Here is a 16698-nt window from a genome sequence, read left to right as displayed (position 1 = left end):
GATGATCTCGGCATGGCCCCATACGACTCGACGCCGTCCGACAGGTATCTCCTCGACAACCGGCAGGACGAGGCGGGACAGCGCTTCGACGCCTTCGCCACCCTCTTCGATCCCACCACCTTCCGCCATCTCGAAGGACTCGGGATCGGCCCCGGCCTGCGCTGCTGGGAGGTGGGAGCCGGCGGTACCTCCGTGGTGTCCTGGCTGGCCGAAAGGGTCGGCCCCACCGGCAGGGTGGTCGCCACCGACATCGACATCTCGCGGGTCGCCGCGGCCGCCCGCCCACCGGTGGAGGCGCGTGTCCACGACGTCGGAGCCGAGGAGCCGCCGGGGGAGGGCTTCGACCTGGTGCACGCCCGGCTCGTCCTCGTCCATGTGCCGGACAGGGAAAGAGCGCTCCGGTCGATGGTCGAGGCGCTGCGGCCCGGCGGGCGCCTCCTGATCGAGGACGCCGATCCGGCCCTGCAACCACTGCTCTGCCCCGACGAGCACGGCCCCGCGCAACAGCTCGCCAACCGGCTGCGGCACGGTTTCCGCAAACTGCTCGCCGACCGCGGCGCCGACCTGTCCTACGGCCGCAAGCTTCCCCGCCTGCTGCGCGAGGCCGGCTTGCACGATGTGCAGGCCGACGCCTACTTCCCCATCACCTCACCCGCCTGCGCCGCGCTGGAGTCCGCCACCGTGCGCCAGATCCGCGAGCGGCTCGTGGCCGCGGGCCTGGCCACCGACGAGGACATCGACCGGCACCTGTCCAACATCGCCTCCGGGTCGATGGACCTGGCCACCGCGCCGATGATCTCGGCGTGGGGCCGGAAGGCGGTTCGCTGAGCCGGTGCCGTCACCCGGGCGTCGGCGGCCTGGCGCCCACCCGCTGCACCGCCCGGGCCCCCGTCCGGCAGCCCGCGACGGCCGCCTCCTCGGGGGGCGCGCCCGCGACGAGCGAGGCGAGGAACGCGCCGGTGAAGGCGTCCCCGGCGCCCGTGGTGTCCGTCGGCGTCGCCGGCGTGGCCGGGATCCGGGCGAGCAGGGCGCCGGAGCGGGCCACCAACGCACCGTCCGCGCCGGCCTTGGCCACCACCAGCGGGACATGGCGGCTCAGCTTGGCCGCCGCGTCCACCGGATCCGGCAGCCCGGTCAGCAGGGCCGCTTCGTCCCGGCTGGGCAGCAGTACGTCCAGCCGCTCGGCGAAGGCGAGGAACCGGTCCACTCCCAGCCGCGCGAGGAAACCGGCCGACGCCGGATCCAGGCTCACCGGCACACCACGGGCCCGCGCCGCCTCCAGGGCCACCACCGCCAGTGCCCGGCTCGGCTCGGAGAACAGCAGATAGCCCGACAGGTGCAGCCGGGCGACCCCGTCCAGCAGCGCGTCGGACCAGTCGGCGGGTTCCAGCCGCAGCGACGCGCCGCTGTCCGTGAGGAACGTACGCTCGGCCGACGCCCCGGTATCGACCAGGCACACCACCGTCCCGGTGGCCGCCTCCGGGTCGACGACCAGCCGTGGCCGCACCCCGGCCGCGACCAGCTCCCGCTCGTGCCAGGCCGCCGCGTCCACGCCCACCCGCCCCAGCAGCTGCACGTCCGCACAGCCCGTGTGGGCGGCCCAGCAGGCCACATTCGCGCCCGCGCCACCCGGCAGCGTCCGGATCGTGGCCGCCGTGTCGGTGCCTGCCGCGAGCGGCCCCCGGTGCCTGGCGACGACGTCCGTGACGACATCGCCGACCACCAGCAACCCCCCGCCGCCGCCCGCCGGGCCCCTGGCGTCCGCCATCACCCCCGCGACCACGCCGTCGCGATCCGCGCCGCAAGCCGGACGTTGCCGCGCACCGCCGCGAGGTTGGCGCTCAGCGAGGCCCCGTCCGTGTGCCGGACCAGATAGTCGAGCAGGAACGGTGTGACCGCCTGGCCGGTGATGCCCTCCGCCTCGCAGGCCTGCAGCGCGTCGGCAAGCACGCGCGCGTGCAGCGCGGGGTCGAGCTGCTCCTCCTCCGGGACGGGATTGGCGACGATCAGCGCCGACTCCGGCCCCCGGAGGCCGTCCTGCGCCCGCATGACCTCCGCCACCTGCTCGGGCGTCTGAAGCGTCCAGTCGACGGGGTGCCCGGAGTCCGACAGGTAGAAGCCGGGGAAGCGGTCCGTGCCGTATCCGGCGACGGCCACGCCCAGCGTCTCCAGCCGCTGCAGGGTGGCCGGCACGTCCAGGATCGACTTCACCCCCGCGCACACCACCGTGATCCGCGTCCGCGCCAGCAGGCCCAGGTCCGCGGACTCGTCCTGTGTGACCGTCCACTCACGGTGCACACCACCCAGCCCGCCCGTCGCGAACACCCGGACACCCGCCAGCGCCGCCAGCAGAGCGGTCGCCGACACCGTGGTCGCCCCGCTCGCCCCGGCCGCCACGGCGAGCGGCAGGTCCCGGTGGCCCAGCTTGCGTATCCCGTCCTCGTTCGCGACCCGCTCCAACTGCTCCTTGTCGAGGCCGACATGGGGCTGCCCGTCCAGCACCGCGATCGTCGCCGGTACGGCACCCTCCCGCCGTACGACCTCCTCCAGCTCCCGGGCCACCTGTAGGTTGCGCGGGCGCGGCAGCCCGTGCGCGATGATCGTGGACTCCAGCGCCACCACAGGCCGACGCGCGTTGAACGCCTCACGTACTTCCTCGGAAACCACCAGCACCACGTGCCTGCCTCCTGTCAGTCCGTCTTCCCTCATCTCTGGCGGGCCGTACGCCCGGATAAACGCTTGCGGCCTGTGGCGGCCACCACCAGCCTTGGCCGTATGACCGACAACAGCACACGTCTCGACCATGTCGTCCTGTGGGTGAGCGATCCGGCTGCCGCAGCCGACTTCTACGAGAAGGCGGTCGGCCTCGAGCCCCTCAGGGTCGCCGAGTTCACCGCGGGCAAGGTGTCCTTCCCCTCCGTGCGGGTCAACGAGGAGACCATCCTCGACCTCGCGCCCCGCACCCTCGCCGAGCGCATGAAGATGCTCCCCGGCTCCGCAGACAGCGCGGGCCACCCCGTCAACCACGTCTGCCTCTCCCTGCCGTCGGACGCGTTCGACGCACTCCGCGCCCGCCTTGAGGAACGCGCCGTCCCGGTGTCCAAGATCGCGCACGATTCCTACGGCGCCCGCGGCAAGGCCAGGCGCAGCTTCTACTTCCGCGACCCCGACGGCAACGTCTTCGAGGCCCGCCACTACGAGTGACCGCCGCCCCGGGCCGTCAGAACAGCGGCTCGGGCAGCACGCCCTCCAGGGCGAGCAGTTTGCGCTTGGTCTCCAGCCCGCCCCCGAACCCGCCGATGCCGCCGTCGCTCTCGACGACCCGGTGACACGGCACGACGACCGGCAGCGGATTGGCGCCCATCGCCGCCCCCACCGCCTGTGCCGCGCCCGGCTGCCCCACCCGCCCGGCCAGGTCGCCGTACCCGACGACCGTGCCGTACGGGACGGCGGAGGCCAGCTCGCGCAGCACCTGCCGGTTGAAGCCGGATATCAGCGACCAGTCCAGCGGCAGCTCGAAGGCGTGCCGCTCACCCGCGAAATACGCCCGGATCTGGTGCGTCGCCTCGGCCAGCAGCGGGGAGCCGGGCGCCTCGGCGGGCTCGGTGCCCAGCCGGGCCGCCAGCCGCTCCAGCGCCCGGTCGCGCACCGCGTCGGTGGCGTGGAACACGACGTTGACCAGGCCGTCGCCGGTCGCCGCCAGCAGCAGAGGGCCGATGTCGGTGCCGACGACGGCCCACACGACCCGCTGCTCGTACTGCCCATGGCTGTCCATGCGCCCCACGCTACGACCCGCCACTGACACTGCCACCGGCCACCGGCCGCGGGCTCAGGACCCGCCGAGCGCCGACCGGACCACGTCGGGCCTGTTCGTGATCAGGCCGTCGACGCCGTAGCGGGCCACCTTCCGGGCGGTGGCCGCGTCGTCGACGGTCCACGCGAACACACCCATGGGCCTGCCGTGCGGACTATCGAACATGTGAACGGTGGTGACGTAGTTGGCGGAGATCGACCCGTACGAGGGGTTGATCAGGTCGGCGAAGCCCGCGTACCGCTGGAGGCTGCCCACCGACGGCGTGCCGAGATAGCCGGTCGTGACAGCGGGCTTGAGGTCGTGGACGATGCGCAGGCTGTCCGCGCTGAAGCTCTGCACGATCAGCCGCCCCTGGTGTCCGTGGTCCAGCCAGCCCTCGTTGCTCAGGAGTTTCAGGGCCTGCCGCTCGATGCCCGGGTACAGCTCGGGGTTCTTGATCTCCAGGAGCAGTCTCTGGTGGTTGTGCTCGACCCGGCGCATGTACTGCTTCAGCGTAGGCACGCGTGTGCCCCTGTACGCGCGGCTGAACCAGCTGCCCGCGTCCAGGCGGGCGATCTCGGCGGCCGTGAAGTCCTTCACCTTCCAGGGCGCCCGGCCGGGGAAGACGTCCTCGACGTTCGTGGTGCGGGCGAGGCTGTCGTCGTGGATGACGACCAGTTCCCCGTCCCTGGTGCGCTGGACGTCGTTCTCGACCCAGGAGAAGCCCAGGCCGGCCGCCTTGTCGATGGCGGGCAGGGTGTTCTCCGGGGCGTAGGCGGAGGCGCCCCGGTGGGCGATGACCTCGGGGCGCCCGCCGACATCGTCCGTCCGGGCGTGGGAGGCGGGGGTCAGCAGGGCGGCCGCCCCCAGGAGTGCGGTGGTCGTGGCGGCGACTGCGCGCGCGTGCATGCGTACTCCTCGCGTCGAGGCGGATGCCGATGAATGCCGATGAATGCCGATCAATCCAGACAGCACCAGCCTGACAGCAGAGGGTCAACAGTGGCGGCGTGTTCGACGGTCACAGATCGAATGGACTTGTCCAAGTCCGCTCACCGGTGCCGCACAAGTGGGGCAAGGCTGTGTTTCTTTGCCGGAAAATCGTTCGACCATTCCGGTGGGGGTCATACTCTCAGCGACACCCCTGGGCGCCGGAGCGGTCCTGGGCGGGGGCGCTTGTCAAACATTCCGGGACGCAAGAGGGCGGAAGGGCAGCCGCGCATGCAAGGCACGGTCGACGGTTTCAGCTACGGGGTCGTCACCCCCCTGGTCGCCTATCTGATGGCGTGCCTGGGCGGCGCCCTCGGCCTGCGCTGCACCACACGCTCGATGCTGGTGGCCCACTCCTGGCGCCCCGCCTGGCTGGCCCTCGGCTCGGCCGCGATCGGTTCCGGCATATGGACCATGCACTTCGTCGCGATGATGGGCTTCAGCGTCAAGGAGACGCCGGTTCACTACGACAAACCGATGACGTACGCGAGCCTCGGCCTCGCCATCGTCATGGTCGGCGTCGGGATCTTCATCGTCGGCTACCGCGGCGCCACCGGCACGGCCCTGTTCACCGGCGGCACGATCACCGGTCTGGGCGTCGCCTCGATGCACTACCTCGGCATGGCGGGCATGCGCCTCAACGGCACGCTCGAGTACAACACGCTCACCGTCGCCGCCTCCGTGGTGATAGCGGTCGTGGCCGCCACCGCCGCCCTGTGGGCCGCCGGACAGGTCCGGGGATTCCTGTGGAGCGTGGGCGCGAGCCTGGTCATGGGCCTCGCGGTCAGCGGCATGCACTACACCGGCATGGCCGCCCTCAGCGTGCACCTGCACGGCACCGCCGGGACGCCCGGGGGCGAGTCGCCCGCCGCTCTGCTCGCGCCCATGCTGATCGGACCCCTCGCCTTCCTCCTCCTCGCGGGTGTCGTCGTGATGTTCGACCCGCTGATGATCATGGGCAAGCCCGACTGGACCCGCGTCGAGCACAAGCCGGGCGTCCCGGCCGGCGCCATGGCCTCCCCGGCCCACCGCCCGCCGCACCGTCCGGTCCGCCCGCAGGGCCACCGAAGCTCCCGCGTCCCGCAGAACCGCTGATCAGCCCCCGTTGTCAGTGCGGGGTCGTACGGTTGGTTCCATGCGGCCCGTTTCCCACATCGAACGCACGGTGGCGCCCTTCGAGGTCGTCAGCCCCTACCAGCCGAGCGGCGACCAGCCCACGGCCATCGCCGAGCTGGCCAAACGCATCGAGGCCGGTGAGAAGGACGTCGTCCTGCTCGGCGCGACCGGCACCGGCAAGTCCGCCACCACCGCGTGGATGATCGAGAAGCTCCAGCGCCCCACGCTCGTGATGGCACCGAACAAGACGCTGGCCGCCCAGCTGGCCAACGAGTTCCGCGAGCTGCTCCCGAACAACGCCGTCGAGTACTTCGTCTCGTACTACGACTACTACCAGCCCGAGGCCTACGTCCCGCAGTCGGACACCTACATCGAGAAGGACTCCTCGATCAACGAGGAGGTCGAGCGACTGCGCCACTCGGCGACCAACTCGCTGATCACCCGCCGCGACGTCGTCGTGGTCGCCTCGGTGTCCTGCATCTACGGCCTGGGCACCCCCCAGGAGTACGTGGACCGGATGGTCCCCCTCCGGGTCGGCGACGAGATCGACCGGGACGAGCTGCTGCGCCGCTTCGTGGACATCCAGTACACGCGCAACGACCTGGCCTTCACCCGCGGCACCTTCCGGGTCCGCGGCGACACCATCGAGATCTTCCCGGTGTACGAGGAGCTGGCCGTCCGCATCGAGATGTTCGGCGACGAGATCGAGGCGCTCTCCACGCTCCACCCGCTCACCGGCGAGATCATCAGCGACGACCAGCAGCTGTACGTCTTCCCCGCCACCCACTACGTGGCCGGCCCCGAGCGCATGGAGCGGGCCGTCAACGACATCGAGAAGGAACTCGGGGAGCGGCTGGCCGAGCTGGAGAAGCAGGGCAAGCTCCTGGAGGCCCAGCGCCTGCGGATGCGCACCACCTACGACATCGAGATGCTCCGCCAGATCGGCAGCTGCTCCGGTGTGGAGAACTACTCGATGCACTTCGACGGCCGTTCGCCCGGCTCGCCGCCCAACACCCTGCTGGACTACTTCCCGGAAGACTTCCTGCTCGTCATCGACGAGTCGCACGTCACGGTCCCGCAGATCGGCGCCATGTACGAGGGCGACGCGTCCCGCAAGCGCACCCTGGTCGACCACGGCTTCCGGCTGCCCTCCGCGCTGGACAACCGCCCTCTGAAGTGGGAGGAGTTCCAGGAACGCATCGGGCAGACCGTCTACCTGTCGGCGACCCCGGGCAACTACGAGCTGTCGCGCGGGGACGGCGTCGTGGAACAGATCATCCGCCCCACGGGCCTGGTCGACCCGGAGGTCGTCGTCAAGCCCACCGAGGGCCAGATCGACGACCTGGTGCACGAGATCCGCAAGCGCACGGAGAAGGACGAACGCGTCCTGGTCACCACGCTCACCAAGAAGATGGCCGAGGACCTCACGGACTACTTCCTGGAGCTCGGCATCCAGGTGCGCTACCTGCACAGCGACGTCGACACGCTGCGCCGCGTCGAGCTCCTGCGCGAGCTGCGCTCCGGCGAGTTCGACGTCCTGGTCGGCATCAACCTCCTCCGCGAGGGCCTCGACCTGCCCGAGGTGTCCCTGGTGGCGATCCTGGACGCAGACAAGGAGGGCTTCCTGCGCTCCGGAACCTCCCTGATCCAGACCATCGGCCGCGCGGCGCGCAACGTCTCCGGCCAGGTCCACATGTACGCCGACAAGATCACCCCGGCGATGGAGCGGGCCATCGAGGAGACCAACCGCCGCCGGGAGAAGCAGGTCGCCTACAACAAGGCCAACGGCATCGATCCGCAGCCGCTGCGCAAGAAGATCAACGACATCGTCGCCCAGATCGCCCGCGAGGAGGTCGACACCGAACAGCTGCTCGGCTCCGGCTACCGCAAGCTGAGGGACGGCAAGGGTGCCAAGGCCCCGGTGCCGGCGCTCGGCGACAAGGCGGCCAAGGGCACGAAGCCCGCCAAGCCCGCCAAGTCCGCGAAGGGCAAGGCCGAGGACGCGGTGCCCACCGACCGTCCCGCGGCCGAACTCGCCGAGCAGATCGAGGAGATGACCGAGCGTATGCGCGCCGCCGCCGCGGATCTGCAGTTCGAGATCGCGGCCCGGCTGCGTGACGAGGTCTCCGAGATGAAGAAGGAACTGCGCCAGATGAAGGAGGCGGGCCTGTCCTGAGCCCGGGCCGCCTCGTCCGGCCCCGGTCTCCGCGCGAAGTGCGCTGTGTTGCAACACCGACACAAAGCGCGGGGCGGGGGTCGGCACTGTCAGCGCCCCTGCGTAGGGTTTTGGTCAACCGCGCGCTCCGCGGCAACAGGGGAAATCCGAGAGGGGAAACCGCCGTGACCGTCAACATGACCAAGGGTCAGGCCATCAGCCTGGAGAAGAAGGACGGGGGCAGCCTGACCGCGGTTCGTATGGGTCTCGGCTGGCAGGCGGCTCCCCGACGCGGTCTGTTCGGCTCGCGCACCCGGGAGATCGACCTGGACGCCTCCGCGGTCCTCTTCGCCGACAAGCAGCCCGTGGACGTCGTGTTCTTCCGCCATCTGGTCAGCGACGACGGATCAGTGCGGCACACCGGCGACAACCTCGTCGGCGGTGTGGGCCAGGGCGGCGACGACGAGGCCATCCTCGTCGACCTTCAGCGCATCCCGGTCCACATCGACCAGATCGTCTTCACCGTCAACTCCTTCACCGGCCAGACCTTCCAGGAAGTGCAGAACGCCTTCTGCCGCCTGGTCGACGAGACCAACGGCCAGGAGCTGGCCCGCTACACACTGGCGGGCGGCGGGGCGTACACCGCCCAGATCATGGCCAAGGTGCACCGGTCGGGTTCGGGCTGGACGATGACCGCCCTGGGCACCCCGTCCAACGGCCGCACCTTCCAGGACCTGATGCCGGCCATCCTGCCGCACCTGTAGGCCGGCCCGACGACCTGCGCACGACATACGACCAGGGGGGACAGGCGATGACGGCCGAGCTGGTGCGGGGGCAGAACCACCCGCTCTCGCAGGTCCGGCTGGAGATCCGGATCGCGGGCGGGGTGCCGGTCGTGGCCGGGGCCACGCTCAGCGACGACAGCGGCAAGGTGCGGGGCGTCGAGTGGGTCGCCCACCCGGGCGCCCCCACCCTGCCCGGCCTGGAGGTGTCCCGTCAGGCAGCCGCCGAACACCGCCTCGCGGTGGACCTGGCCGCCATGCCCGAGCAAGTGCACCGCGTCGATGTGCTGCTGGCCCTGCCGACGGGGACGGGCGGGCCGCTCCGCTTCGGCGCCGTCGCCACCCCCTCCGTCGCAGTCACCGACCTGGACGGCACTCAGGTCGCGCGCTACACGATCACCGGCCTGGACGCGGAATCGGCCGTCGTCGCCCTGGAGCTGTACCGCAGACAGGGCGCCTGGAAGGTGCGTGCCGTCGGCCAGGGCTACGCGGGCGGCCTCGCCGCGCTCCTCACCGACCAGGGCCTGCCCCAGGCCGACGAACTCGCCGGCAGCATCCAGGAGGCGGTGGCGCGAGGCCTGGCCCGTTCCATACCGGCCCCCGAGCCGCATACGGCGGACGGGGACCGTTCGCGGCAGGCGGCCACTCCCGCGCCCGGCTTCGACCAGTCCGCCCCGTCACCCCAGGGCGCCCCGGAGGCGGTGCCGCCGTGGACCCCGCGGCCCTACGACGGCCAGACGCCGGCCGCGGGTGCCGACCCGTCCGGGTCCTCCGCCAACCTCATCGACTACACGCATCCCGGGCGCCACGCGACCCCGCCGCCTCCCGCACCCGAGCCGCCCCCTGTCCCGTCGGGACAGCCCGCGGTGCCGGTCGCGGGTGACGCGGTCGGCTGGTCCATGGACGAACGGCTCTACAACCAGGTCTGGGGCATGTTCGAGGACCTGGCCCGTACCACGGCCGCCTACCGCAGCGCGGTCGACTTCGCCGACGCGCGCCTTGAGAAGGAGTTCGACCAGGTCCTGTCCGATCCGCGCAGCCGGCTCGGTTCGGCGGGCGACGCGGCACGCGAGGCGGCCCGCGCCAAGCGCGACGGGATCGTCGACCAGGCGCGGGAGGCCCTCGACCGCGACCTCGACCAGCTCACCGCCGAGGCCGAGGTCGTCGAGCCCGCCCTCCCGCCGGCCTACGCAGCCTGGGACAACCCCGTCTGGCACGGTTACCAGGTTCCGACAGAGCAGCCGCTCGCCCTGCGCCTGGGCGACCTCCACCTGCCCGAGAGCGCCCCGCTGCGCGTTCCGATGCTGGTCCGGCTGCCGCTGGAGCGCGGCCTGTGGATCGACAGCGGCCGAATGACGGCACTCGACGGCACGGTCACCGAGCCGGACGAACTGCGGCACCTCGCCATGGAGGCGGCGGTGGCGCTCGCGACGCGGCTGCTCGCCGTGCATCCGGCGGGGGAGTTCGGCGTCCAGGTGATGGATCCGGCCGGTTCGGCGGCCCGGGCGCTGGTCCCGTTGGTGCGCAGCGGTGTCCTCGCCGCTCCGCCGGCGGCCGGTGCCGCGGGAGTGACGGCCGTCCTGGAGCACCTCACCCGGCGTGTCGACCTGGTGCAGATGGCGTTGCGCGGTGGCGCGGCCGAATCACTGCCGCCCGATCTGGACACGGCCCGGCAGCTGCTGATCGTGACCGACTTCCCGCACGGCTTCGACGACCGGGCAGTGACCGCCTTGCGTTATCTCGCGGACGAGGGCCCGGCCGTCGGAGTGCACCTGCTGGTGGTCGCCGACCGCGAGGACGCCGCCGCCTACGGCCCTTTGCTCGACCCGCTGTGGCGTTCCCTCATGCGACTTACCCCGGTGCCCGACGACCATCTCGCGGATCCCTGGGTCGGTCATGCCTGGACGTACGAGCCGTCGCTGGTGCCGCCGGGCAGCGAGGTGCTCCACCATGTGCTCACCAAGGTGGCAGCAGCTTCTCCCAAGCGTAGGTAAAGGGCATCTGGCCAGGGATTTTGATCCTTTCTTTGCCAATCGCTTTACTATTCCTTGGTGATTGGGGTATTGTCTTCCGTACGGAGGGGAGTACTCCCTGACTGCGGCGTACCCGTCAATACGGATCGGACGAGATCCCGGGGCGTCGGCCCATCGCGGGTGGAAGAGACCTCCGACAGCGATGACGCTGACCCTTTGCCGTTACGTACTGCCGGAGGCGCAGTGGAAGTTTCCGCCACCCTGTGGGCCCTGACCATCGTCGGCCTCGCCGCTCTCATCGCGGTCGACTTCTTCATCGGGCGCAAGCCCCATGACGTGTCCATCAAGGAAGCCGGCATCTGGACCGTCGTCTGGATCGCCCTGGCCGGGCTCTTCGGCGTCGGCCTGCTCGTCTTCGGCGGCGGACAGCCCGCCGGAGAGTTCTTCGCCGGCTTCATCACCGAGAAGTCGCTGAGCGTCGACAACCTCTTCGTCTTCGTCCTGATCATGGCGAAGTTCGCCGTGCCCTCGCAGTACCAGCAGCGGGTGCTGCTCGTCGGAGTGCTCATAGCCCTGGTCCTGCGGGCCATATTCATCGCCGCCGGAGCGGCTATCCTCGCCAGCTTCTCGTGGGTCTTCTACCTCTTCGGCGCCTTCCTGATCTGGACCGCCTGGAAGCTCATCCAAGAGGCCCGGGCCGACGAGGATGACGAGGAGTACGAGGAGAACAAGCTGCTCAAGGCAGTCGAGCACAAGTTCGGCGTGGCCGACCGCTACCACGGCACCAAGCTGTGGATCCAGCAGAACGGCAAGCGCGTCATGACGCCGATGCTCGTCGTGATGCTCGCGATAGGTACGACGGACGTGCTGTTCGCTCTGGACTCGATCCCCGCGATCTTCGGACTGACGCAGGACCCGTACATCGTCTTCACGGCCAACGCCTTCGCCCTGATGGGTCTGCGCCAGCTGTACTTCCTCATAGGCGGCCTGCTGAAGAAGCTGGTCCACCTCTCCTACGGTCTGTCCGTCATTCTCGGCTTCATCGGCGTGAAGCTGGTGCTCCACGCGCTGCATGAGTCCGGGGTGCACGTCCCGGAGATCAGCATCCCGGTCTCGCTCGGCGTGATCTGCGCGGTCCTGGCCGTCACCACCGCCACCAGTCTCATGGCGTCCAGGAAGCAGGCGGCGCTCGGGACGGCGCAGGCAGACGGCGAGAGCGCTCCGAAGGACAGCATCGACGCCTGACCTCGTCGGACGTAGGAACAACCAGCACGGGGAGGGGTGCGTGGCGCATTGCCGACCATCGCTCCCGGTGCTTCGTTGGGTGCTGAGCGCGTCCCCGGCCGGGGACGCCGTTGCCCGGCGGAGGCGTCCGTGAAGTTCGTTCAGATCATCGAGTTCGAGACCGACCGCATCGAGGAGATGAGGCAGCTTTCCGACGACATGGAGAACCGCTCTGCGAGCCGCGAGGGTGGCCCCGCCCGCCGGCTCGTCCTCGGAGACCGCAATCAGCCGGGCCGCTACCTCGCGGTGATCGAGTTCGACTCGTACGAGGAGGCCATGCGCAACAACGACGATCCCGAGACAAGCAAGTTCGCCGAGCAGATGGCCGCCCTGTGCACCCGGCCGCCCTCCTTCACCGACTGCGATGTCGTGGACAGGAGCGAGTTTGGGTGACCGACGCGCCGTACACCCGGTCCGCCGGGGGTTCGTACCGCGTCGGCAGCGGCCCCCGGCAACGAAAGGACTGGAATGCGAACCCTGTACATCTCTGCCACCATCACCGCATGATCGCTCGGCTCAGGTCGCTCACCACCCAGTGGACGTTCCTCGTGCCGGTGCTCGCGGTCGTCATCCTCGTTCTGACCTGGGGCAGGAGCCTGCCCGGTGCGGTCGTCGCGCTGGTCACCGTGGTCCTCGCCGGGTCGGTGCTGGCCGCGGTGCACCACGCCGAGGTGGTCGCCCATCGCGTCGGTGAACCCTTCGGCTCCCTCGTCCTCGCCATAGCCGTGACGGTCATCGAGGTCGCCCTCATCGTCACCCTCATGATCGACGGCGGCGACAAGAGCGCGACGCTCGCCCGGGACACGGTCTTCGCAGCCGTGATGATCACCTGCAACGGCATCGTCGGCCTGTGCCTGCTGGTCGGCTCGCTGCGGCACGGCACGGCGGTCTTCAACCCCGAGGGCGCCGGTGCCGCCCTCGCGACCGTGGCCACCCTGGCCACGCTCAGCCTCGTGCTGCCGACGTTCACCACCAGCAAGCCCGGCCCGGAGTTCTCCTCCGTGCAACTGACCTTCGCCGCGCTGACCTCGCTGATCCTCTACGGCCTGTTCGTCGCCACCCAGACCGTGCGGCACCGGGACTACTTCCTGCCCATCGCCCGGCAGGGCGGGGTGATCGAGGCGGACGACCACGCCGACGCGCCGACCGCCCGTACCGCGTGGCTCAGCCTGGCCCTGCTCGGCCTCGCCCTGATCGGCGTGGTGGGACTGGCCAAGGGGGTGTCGCCGACCATCGAGTCCGGCGTGGCGGCCGCCGGTCTGCACCCGGCCGTCGTCGGTGTGATCATCGCTCTGCTCGTGCTGCTGCCCGAGACGATCGCCGCCGTCCGCTCGGCCCGCCGCGACCGCGTGCAGACCAGCCTCAACCTCGCCTACGGCTCGTCGATGGCCAGCATCGGTCTCACCATCCCCGCCGTCGCCCTCGCCTCCGTCTGGCTCTCCGGTCCGCTCGTTCTCGGCCTGAGCGCGATCCACATGGTGCTGCTCACCCTGACGGTGGTGGTCAGTTCTCTGACGGTGGTGCCGGGCCGGGCCACACCGTTGCAAGGCGGCGTCCACCTGGTGTTGTTCGCCGCCTACCTGGAGCTGGCGATCAACCCGTAGCGGGCCGGCCGGTGACCGGCTCCACCGCCCCGGTCAACGGCACCGGACGTGTCTCGGGCAGCAGCGCGAAGCATCCGAGGCTGAACAGCGCGACACCGGTCAGATAGGCGCCCACGCCCCAGGGCACCCGACCCGAGTGCTCGGCGAGGGCGGTGGCCACGATGGGGGTGAGCGCGCCGCCGAGCACCCCGCCGAGGTTGTAGCCGACCGCGGCGCCGGTGCAGCGCACCCTCGGCTCGTACAGTTCGGGCAGGTACGCGGCGATCACCGCGAACATGGTGATGAACGCGAGGAGCGCCCCGAGGAAGCCGAGGAACATCAGCGCGGGCGCGCCGGTCGCCAGGAGAGCGACCATCGGGAACATCCACAGCGCCGTCGCCGTACACCCCGCCAGGCACAGGGGCCGCCGCCCGAACCGGTCGCCGAGCAGCGCCATCACGGGGGTGAGCGCCCCCTTCACCGCCACGGCGGCCATGACGCAGGTCAGCATGACGGTGCGGCTCACTCCCAGCCGTTCCGTCGCGTAGGCCAGGGACCAGGTCGTGACGGCGTAGAACACCGCGTAGCCGACCGCGAGCGCGCCGGCCGTCAGCAGCACCAGCCGCCCGTGGTGACGTACGACCTCGACGAGCGGCACGCGCGCGTGGTCCTCGATCTCCAGGAACCGGGGGCTCTCGGCCAGTGAGGAGCGCAGCCACAGCCCGGCCACGGCCAGCGCCCCGGCAGCCCAGAACGGCACCCGCCATCCCCACTGCGCGAACTGCGCGTCGGACAGCAGCGCCGACAGCGCCAGCATCAGGCCATTGGCCAGCAGGAACCCCAGGGAGGGCCCCACCTGCGGGAAGCTCGACCACAGCGCGCGCCGCCCGGGCGGCGCGTGCTCGGCCGTCAGCAGCACCGCCCCGCCCCACTCCCCGCCGAGCCCCAGCCCTTGCAGGAAGCGCAGGATCAGCAGCAAGAGGGGTGCGGCCACGCCGATCGTGCCGTACGTCGGCACGCAGCCGACCGCGACCGTGGCGGCGCCGGTCAACAGCAGTGAGGCGACGAGGACCGGCCGGCGCCCGTGCCGGTCCCCGATGTGCCCGAACAGCACCGAGCCCAGCGGCCGGGCCACGAATCCCACCCCGAAGGTCGCGAAGGCCGCCAGCGTCCCGGCCAACGGGGAGAACGTCGGGAAGAACAGCGGCCCCAGGACGAGGGCGGCTGCCGTTCCGTAGGCGAAGAAGTCGTAGAACTCGATCGCCGTCCCGGCGAGCGAGGCGGCCCCGAGCCGCAGCATGGAGGGCGCCCTTACGGTGCGTACGTCGTGCATGCCGCGTCAACTACCCACGGTGACGGGTGGTTACGGGGGTGTGCGGGGGCGTGTCCCTGTGTCAGTAGGTGACCGTGATGCGCCGGGCGGGGCCGTCGACGCGGACGGTGCCCCCGTAGGGAATGACGAGTTGGGGATCCGTGTGCCCGAGGTCCACGTCGAAGACGACCAGCGTGTCCGGGGCGTACGCGCTCAGCGCGCGCCGCACGGCCTCGCGCTGCTCGGCGGCGTACCGCGCGCCCTCCTCCGGACTGTTGGGGTGCTCGAAGGACCAGGTCTTCGCCCGGCCCATCAGGAGCGCCGGGAAGCGCCGCAACAGGCCGCGCTCGCCCATGCCGCGCAGGATCCGGAAGACCTCCGTGGCACTCGGCAGCTCTTCCGAGGTCTCCAGGAACAGCACGCCGCCGTCGTACACGGACAGGTCGTGCGACACCTCCCGGTCGGCCATCAGCAGCCAGGAGAGGATCTCCAGGTTGCCGCCCCAACTCCGGCCCTCCATTATGCGGTCGGCGCCCTGCCAGGTCCATCCGGTGCCCGGCCGGGACGCCGGTTCCGCCTCGAAGGTCGCCGGGTCGGCCCAGTCGCGGTCGACGTCGTTCCAGCGCTCGGCGGGCCGCAGTTCGTACGGACCCGAGGTGAACAGCGCCGCCCGCAGGGAGTCCACGGTCCGCGGGTGCATGGCTCCGGGACGGCCCAGTTCGCACATCACCCTCGCGCCGTGGTAGGCGACCACTCCGGCGTCGTACAGGAACGCGAGCAGGTTCGTGTTGTCGCTCATCCCGAAGAAGGGCTTCGGGTTGGCCCGCAGCAACTCCCGGTCCAGCAGCGGCAGGACGGTGATCTGGTCGTCGCCGCCGATCGACGCGATGACCGCCTTGACCGACGGGTCGGCGAAGGCCGCGTGGATGTCATCGGCCCGCTCCTGGGGTGTGGTGCCCATCTTCCGCGTTGTCGGGTACTCGACCGGTTCGAGGCCGAACTCCTCGCGCAGCCGTTCCAGGCCCAGTTCGTAGGGGCGCGGGAAGAGCTCGGGCAGGCCGCCGGAGGGCGAGACGACGGCTATAAGGTCGCCGGGCGAGGGCTTGGGAGGGTACGAGGGCGTGGTCATGCTCGGGAGCGTAGGGCCTGCGTCCCTGTCGTTTCACCGTGATAAACCGGGGGTGAGCAGCGGTCCCCGGTGGGCCGCGCACGCCGAACGGACCGGAGGAACCGTGACCACCCGCACCCTGGCCAACGCCCCGATCATGATCCTCAACGGGCCCAATCTGAACCTGCTCGGCCAGCGCCAGCCCGAGATCTACGGCTCCGACACGCTCGCCGACGTCGAGGCCCTGTGCGCCAAGGCGGCGGCCGCGCACGGCGGCACGGTCGACTTCCGGCAGTCCAACCACGAGGGGGAACTCGTCGACTGGATCCACGAGGCGCGGCTCGGCCACTGCGGGATCGTCATCAACCCCGGCGCCTACTCGCACACGTCGGTCGCGATCCTGGACGCGCTCAACGCCTGTGACGGCATGCCGGTGCTGGAGGTCCACATCTCCAACATCCACCAGCGCGAGGCTTTCCGGCACCACTCGTACGTCTCCCTGCGCGCCGACGGCGTCATCGCCGGATGCGGCGTGCAGGGCTACGTGTTCGGAGTGGAGCGGGTCGCGGCGCTGGTGGGGGCGGCGCGGGCCGAGGCGTAAGCCC

The 16698-nt window shown here is 70.8% G+C and carries 16 protein-coding genes; 10 read left to right on the top strand and 6 right to left on the bottom strand.

Going from position 1 to position 16698, the window contains the following annotated elements:
• Positions 1-12 precede the first annotated feature (12 nt).
• The gene (locus tag ACH45E_RS11615; protein WP_361437113.1) at positions 13-828 is read left to right on the top strand and encodes a methyltransferase domain-containing protein; all 816 of its coding nucleotides are present in this window, start codon (positions 13-15) and stop codon (positions 826-828) included.
• Positions 829-838: 10 nt separating this feature from the next.
• Here the strand turns inward: ACH45E_RS11615 and ACH45E_RS11610 are convergent, their stop codons facing one another.
• Both ACH45E_RS11610 and ACH45E_RS11605 read right to left on the bottom strand, forming a co-directional pair.
• Positions 839-1768: a PfkB family carbohydrate kinase gene (locus tag ACH45E_RS11610; RefSeq protein ID WP_361437111.1), complete on the bottom strand. Its 930-nt coding sequence runs from the start codon at positions 1766-1768 to the stop codon at positions 839-841.
• Positions 1768-2676 (bottom strand): pseudouridine-5'-phosphate glycosidase, encoded by a 909-nt coding sequence (locus ACH45E_RS11605; RefSeq protein ID WP_361437109.1) that lies wholly within the window; start codon positions 2674-2676, stop codon positions 1768-1770. The genes ACH45E_RS11610 and ACH45E_RS11605 overlap by 1 nt, the downstream gene beginning before the upstream one ends.
• A gap of 99 nt (positions 2677-2775) precedes the next feature.
• Here ACH45E_RS11605 and ACH45E_RS11600 point away from each other — a divergent pair, with 99 nt between their 5' ends.
• A complete protein-coding gene (locus ACH45E_RS11600) occupies positions 2776-3204 on the top strand; it encodes a VOC family protein (RefSeq protein ID WP_361437107.1) in 429 nt (142 codons plus the stop codon).
• A gap of 16 nt (positions 3205-3220) precedes the next feature.
• Here ACH45E_RS11600 and ACH45E_RS11595 read toward each other — a convergent pair whose 3' ends face one another.
• On the bottom strand, positions 3221-3775 hold the full coding sequence (locus ACH45E_RS11595) for a methylated-DNA--[protein]-cysteine S-methyltransferase (protein ID WP_361437105.1): 555 nt from the start codon (positions 3773-3775) through the stop codon (positions 3221-3223).
• 54 nt (positions 3776-3829) lie between these two features.
• Positions 3830-4702, bottom strand: a complete 873-nt coding sequence (locus tag ACH45E_RS11590) for a glycerophosphodiester phosphodiesterase family protein (protein WP_361437103.1) — start codon at positions 4700-4702, stop codon at positions 3830-3832.
• Between the two features lie 309 nt (positions 4703-5011).
• On the opposite strand from ACH45E_RS11590, the gene ACH45E_RS11585 reads away from it, so the two are divergent.
• The 7 genes from ACH45E_RS11585 to ACH45E_RS11555 all read left to right on the top strand — a co-directional run bounded on the left by ACH45E_RS11585 (position 5012) and on the right by ACH45E_RS11555 (position 13694).
• Positions 5012-5875: an MHYT domain-containing protein gene (locus ACH45E_RS11585; protein ID WP_361437100.1), complete on the top strand. Its 864-nt coding sequence runs from the start codon at positions 5012-5014 to the stop codon at positions 5873-5875.
• A 40-nt stretch (positions 5876-5915) separates the two neighbouring features.
• Positions 5916-8072 (top strand): excinuclease ABC subunit UvrB, encoded by a 2157-nt coding sequence (gene uvrB / locus ACH45E_RS11580; RefSeq protein WP_361437098.1) that lies wholly within the window; start codon positions 5916-5918, stop codon positions 8070-8072.
• A gap of 164 nt (positions 8073-8236) precedes the next feature.
• Positions 8237-8815: a TerD family protein gene (locus tag ACH45E_RS11575; protein WP_361437096.1), complete on the top strand. Its 579-nt coding sequence runs from the start codon at positions 8237-8239 to the stop codon at positions 8813-8815.
• A gap of 47 nt (positions 8816-8862) precedes the next feature.
• Positions 8863-10827 (top strand): TerD family protein, encoded by a 1965-nt coding sequence (locus ACH45E_RS11570; RefSeq protein ID WP_361437094.1) that lies wholly within the window; start codon positions 8863-8865, stop codon positions 10825-10827.
• 222 nt (positions 10828-11049) lie between these two features.
• Positions 11050-12051, top strand: a complete 1002-nt coding sequence (locus tag ACH45E_RS11565; protein ID WP_361437092.1) for a TerC/Alx family metal homeostasis membrane protein — start codon at positions 11050-11052, stop codon at positions 12049-12051.
• A 129-nt stretch (positions 12052-12180) separates the two neighbouring features.
• Positions 12181-12483 (top strand): hypothetical protein, encoded by a 303-nt coding sequence (locus tag ACH45E_RS11560; protein WP_361437090.1) that lies wholly within the window; start codon positions 12181-12183, stop codon positions 12481-12483.
• Positions 12484-12593: 110 nt separating this feature from the next.
• Positions 12594-13694 carry an ionic transporter y4hA gene (locus ACH45E_RS11555; RefSeq protein WP_361437088.1) on the top strand — a complete coding sequence of 367 codons (1101 nt, stop codon included), beginning with the start codon at positions 12594-12596 and terminating at the stop codon, positions 13692-13694.
• On the opposite strand, the gene ACH45E_RS11550 is transcribed toward ACH45E_RS11555, so the two are convergent.
• Together ACH45E_RS11550 and ACH45E_RS11545 are read right to left on the bottom strand one after the other, a co-directional pair.
• On the bottom strand, positions 13684-14973 hold the full coding sequence (locus tag ACH45E_RS11550; RefSeq protein WP_361438190.1) for an MFS transporter: 1290 nt from the start codon (positions 14971-14973) through the stop codon (positions 13684-13686). The two genes, ACH45E_RS11555 and ACH45E_RS11550, sit on opposite strands and share 11 nt — an antisense overlap.
• 94 nt (positions 14974-15067) lie before the next feature.
• Entirely contained in the window at positions 15068-16114 is a 1047-nt protein-coding gene (locus tag ACH45E_RS11545) for a S66 peptidase family protein (protein WP_361437086.1), read from the bottom strand.
• A 136-nt stretch (positions 16115-16250) separates the two neighbouring features.
• Between ACH45E_RS11545 and aroQ the strand changes: the two genes are divergently transcribed.
• A complete protein-coding gene (gene aroQ, locus ACH45E_RS11540) occupies positions 16251-16694 on the top strand; it encodes a type II 3-dehydroquinate dehydratase (RefSeq protein ID WP_361438188.1) in 444 nt (147 codons plus the stop codon).
• The last annotated feature ends 4 nt before the right edge of the window (positions 16695-16698 follow it).

The sequence above is a fragment of the Streptomyces sp. NPDC020299 genome, from assembly GCF_044387825.1.
Lineage (GTDB): Bacteria > Actinomycetota > Actinomycetes > Streptomycetales > Streptomycetaceae > Streptomyces.
This window is presented reverse-complemented; position numbering and strand designations above follow the sequence as displayed.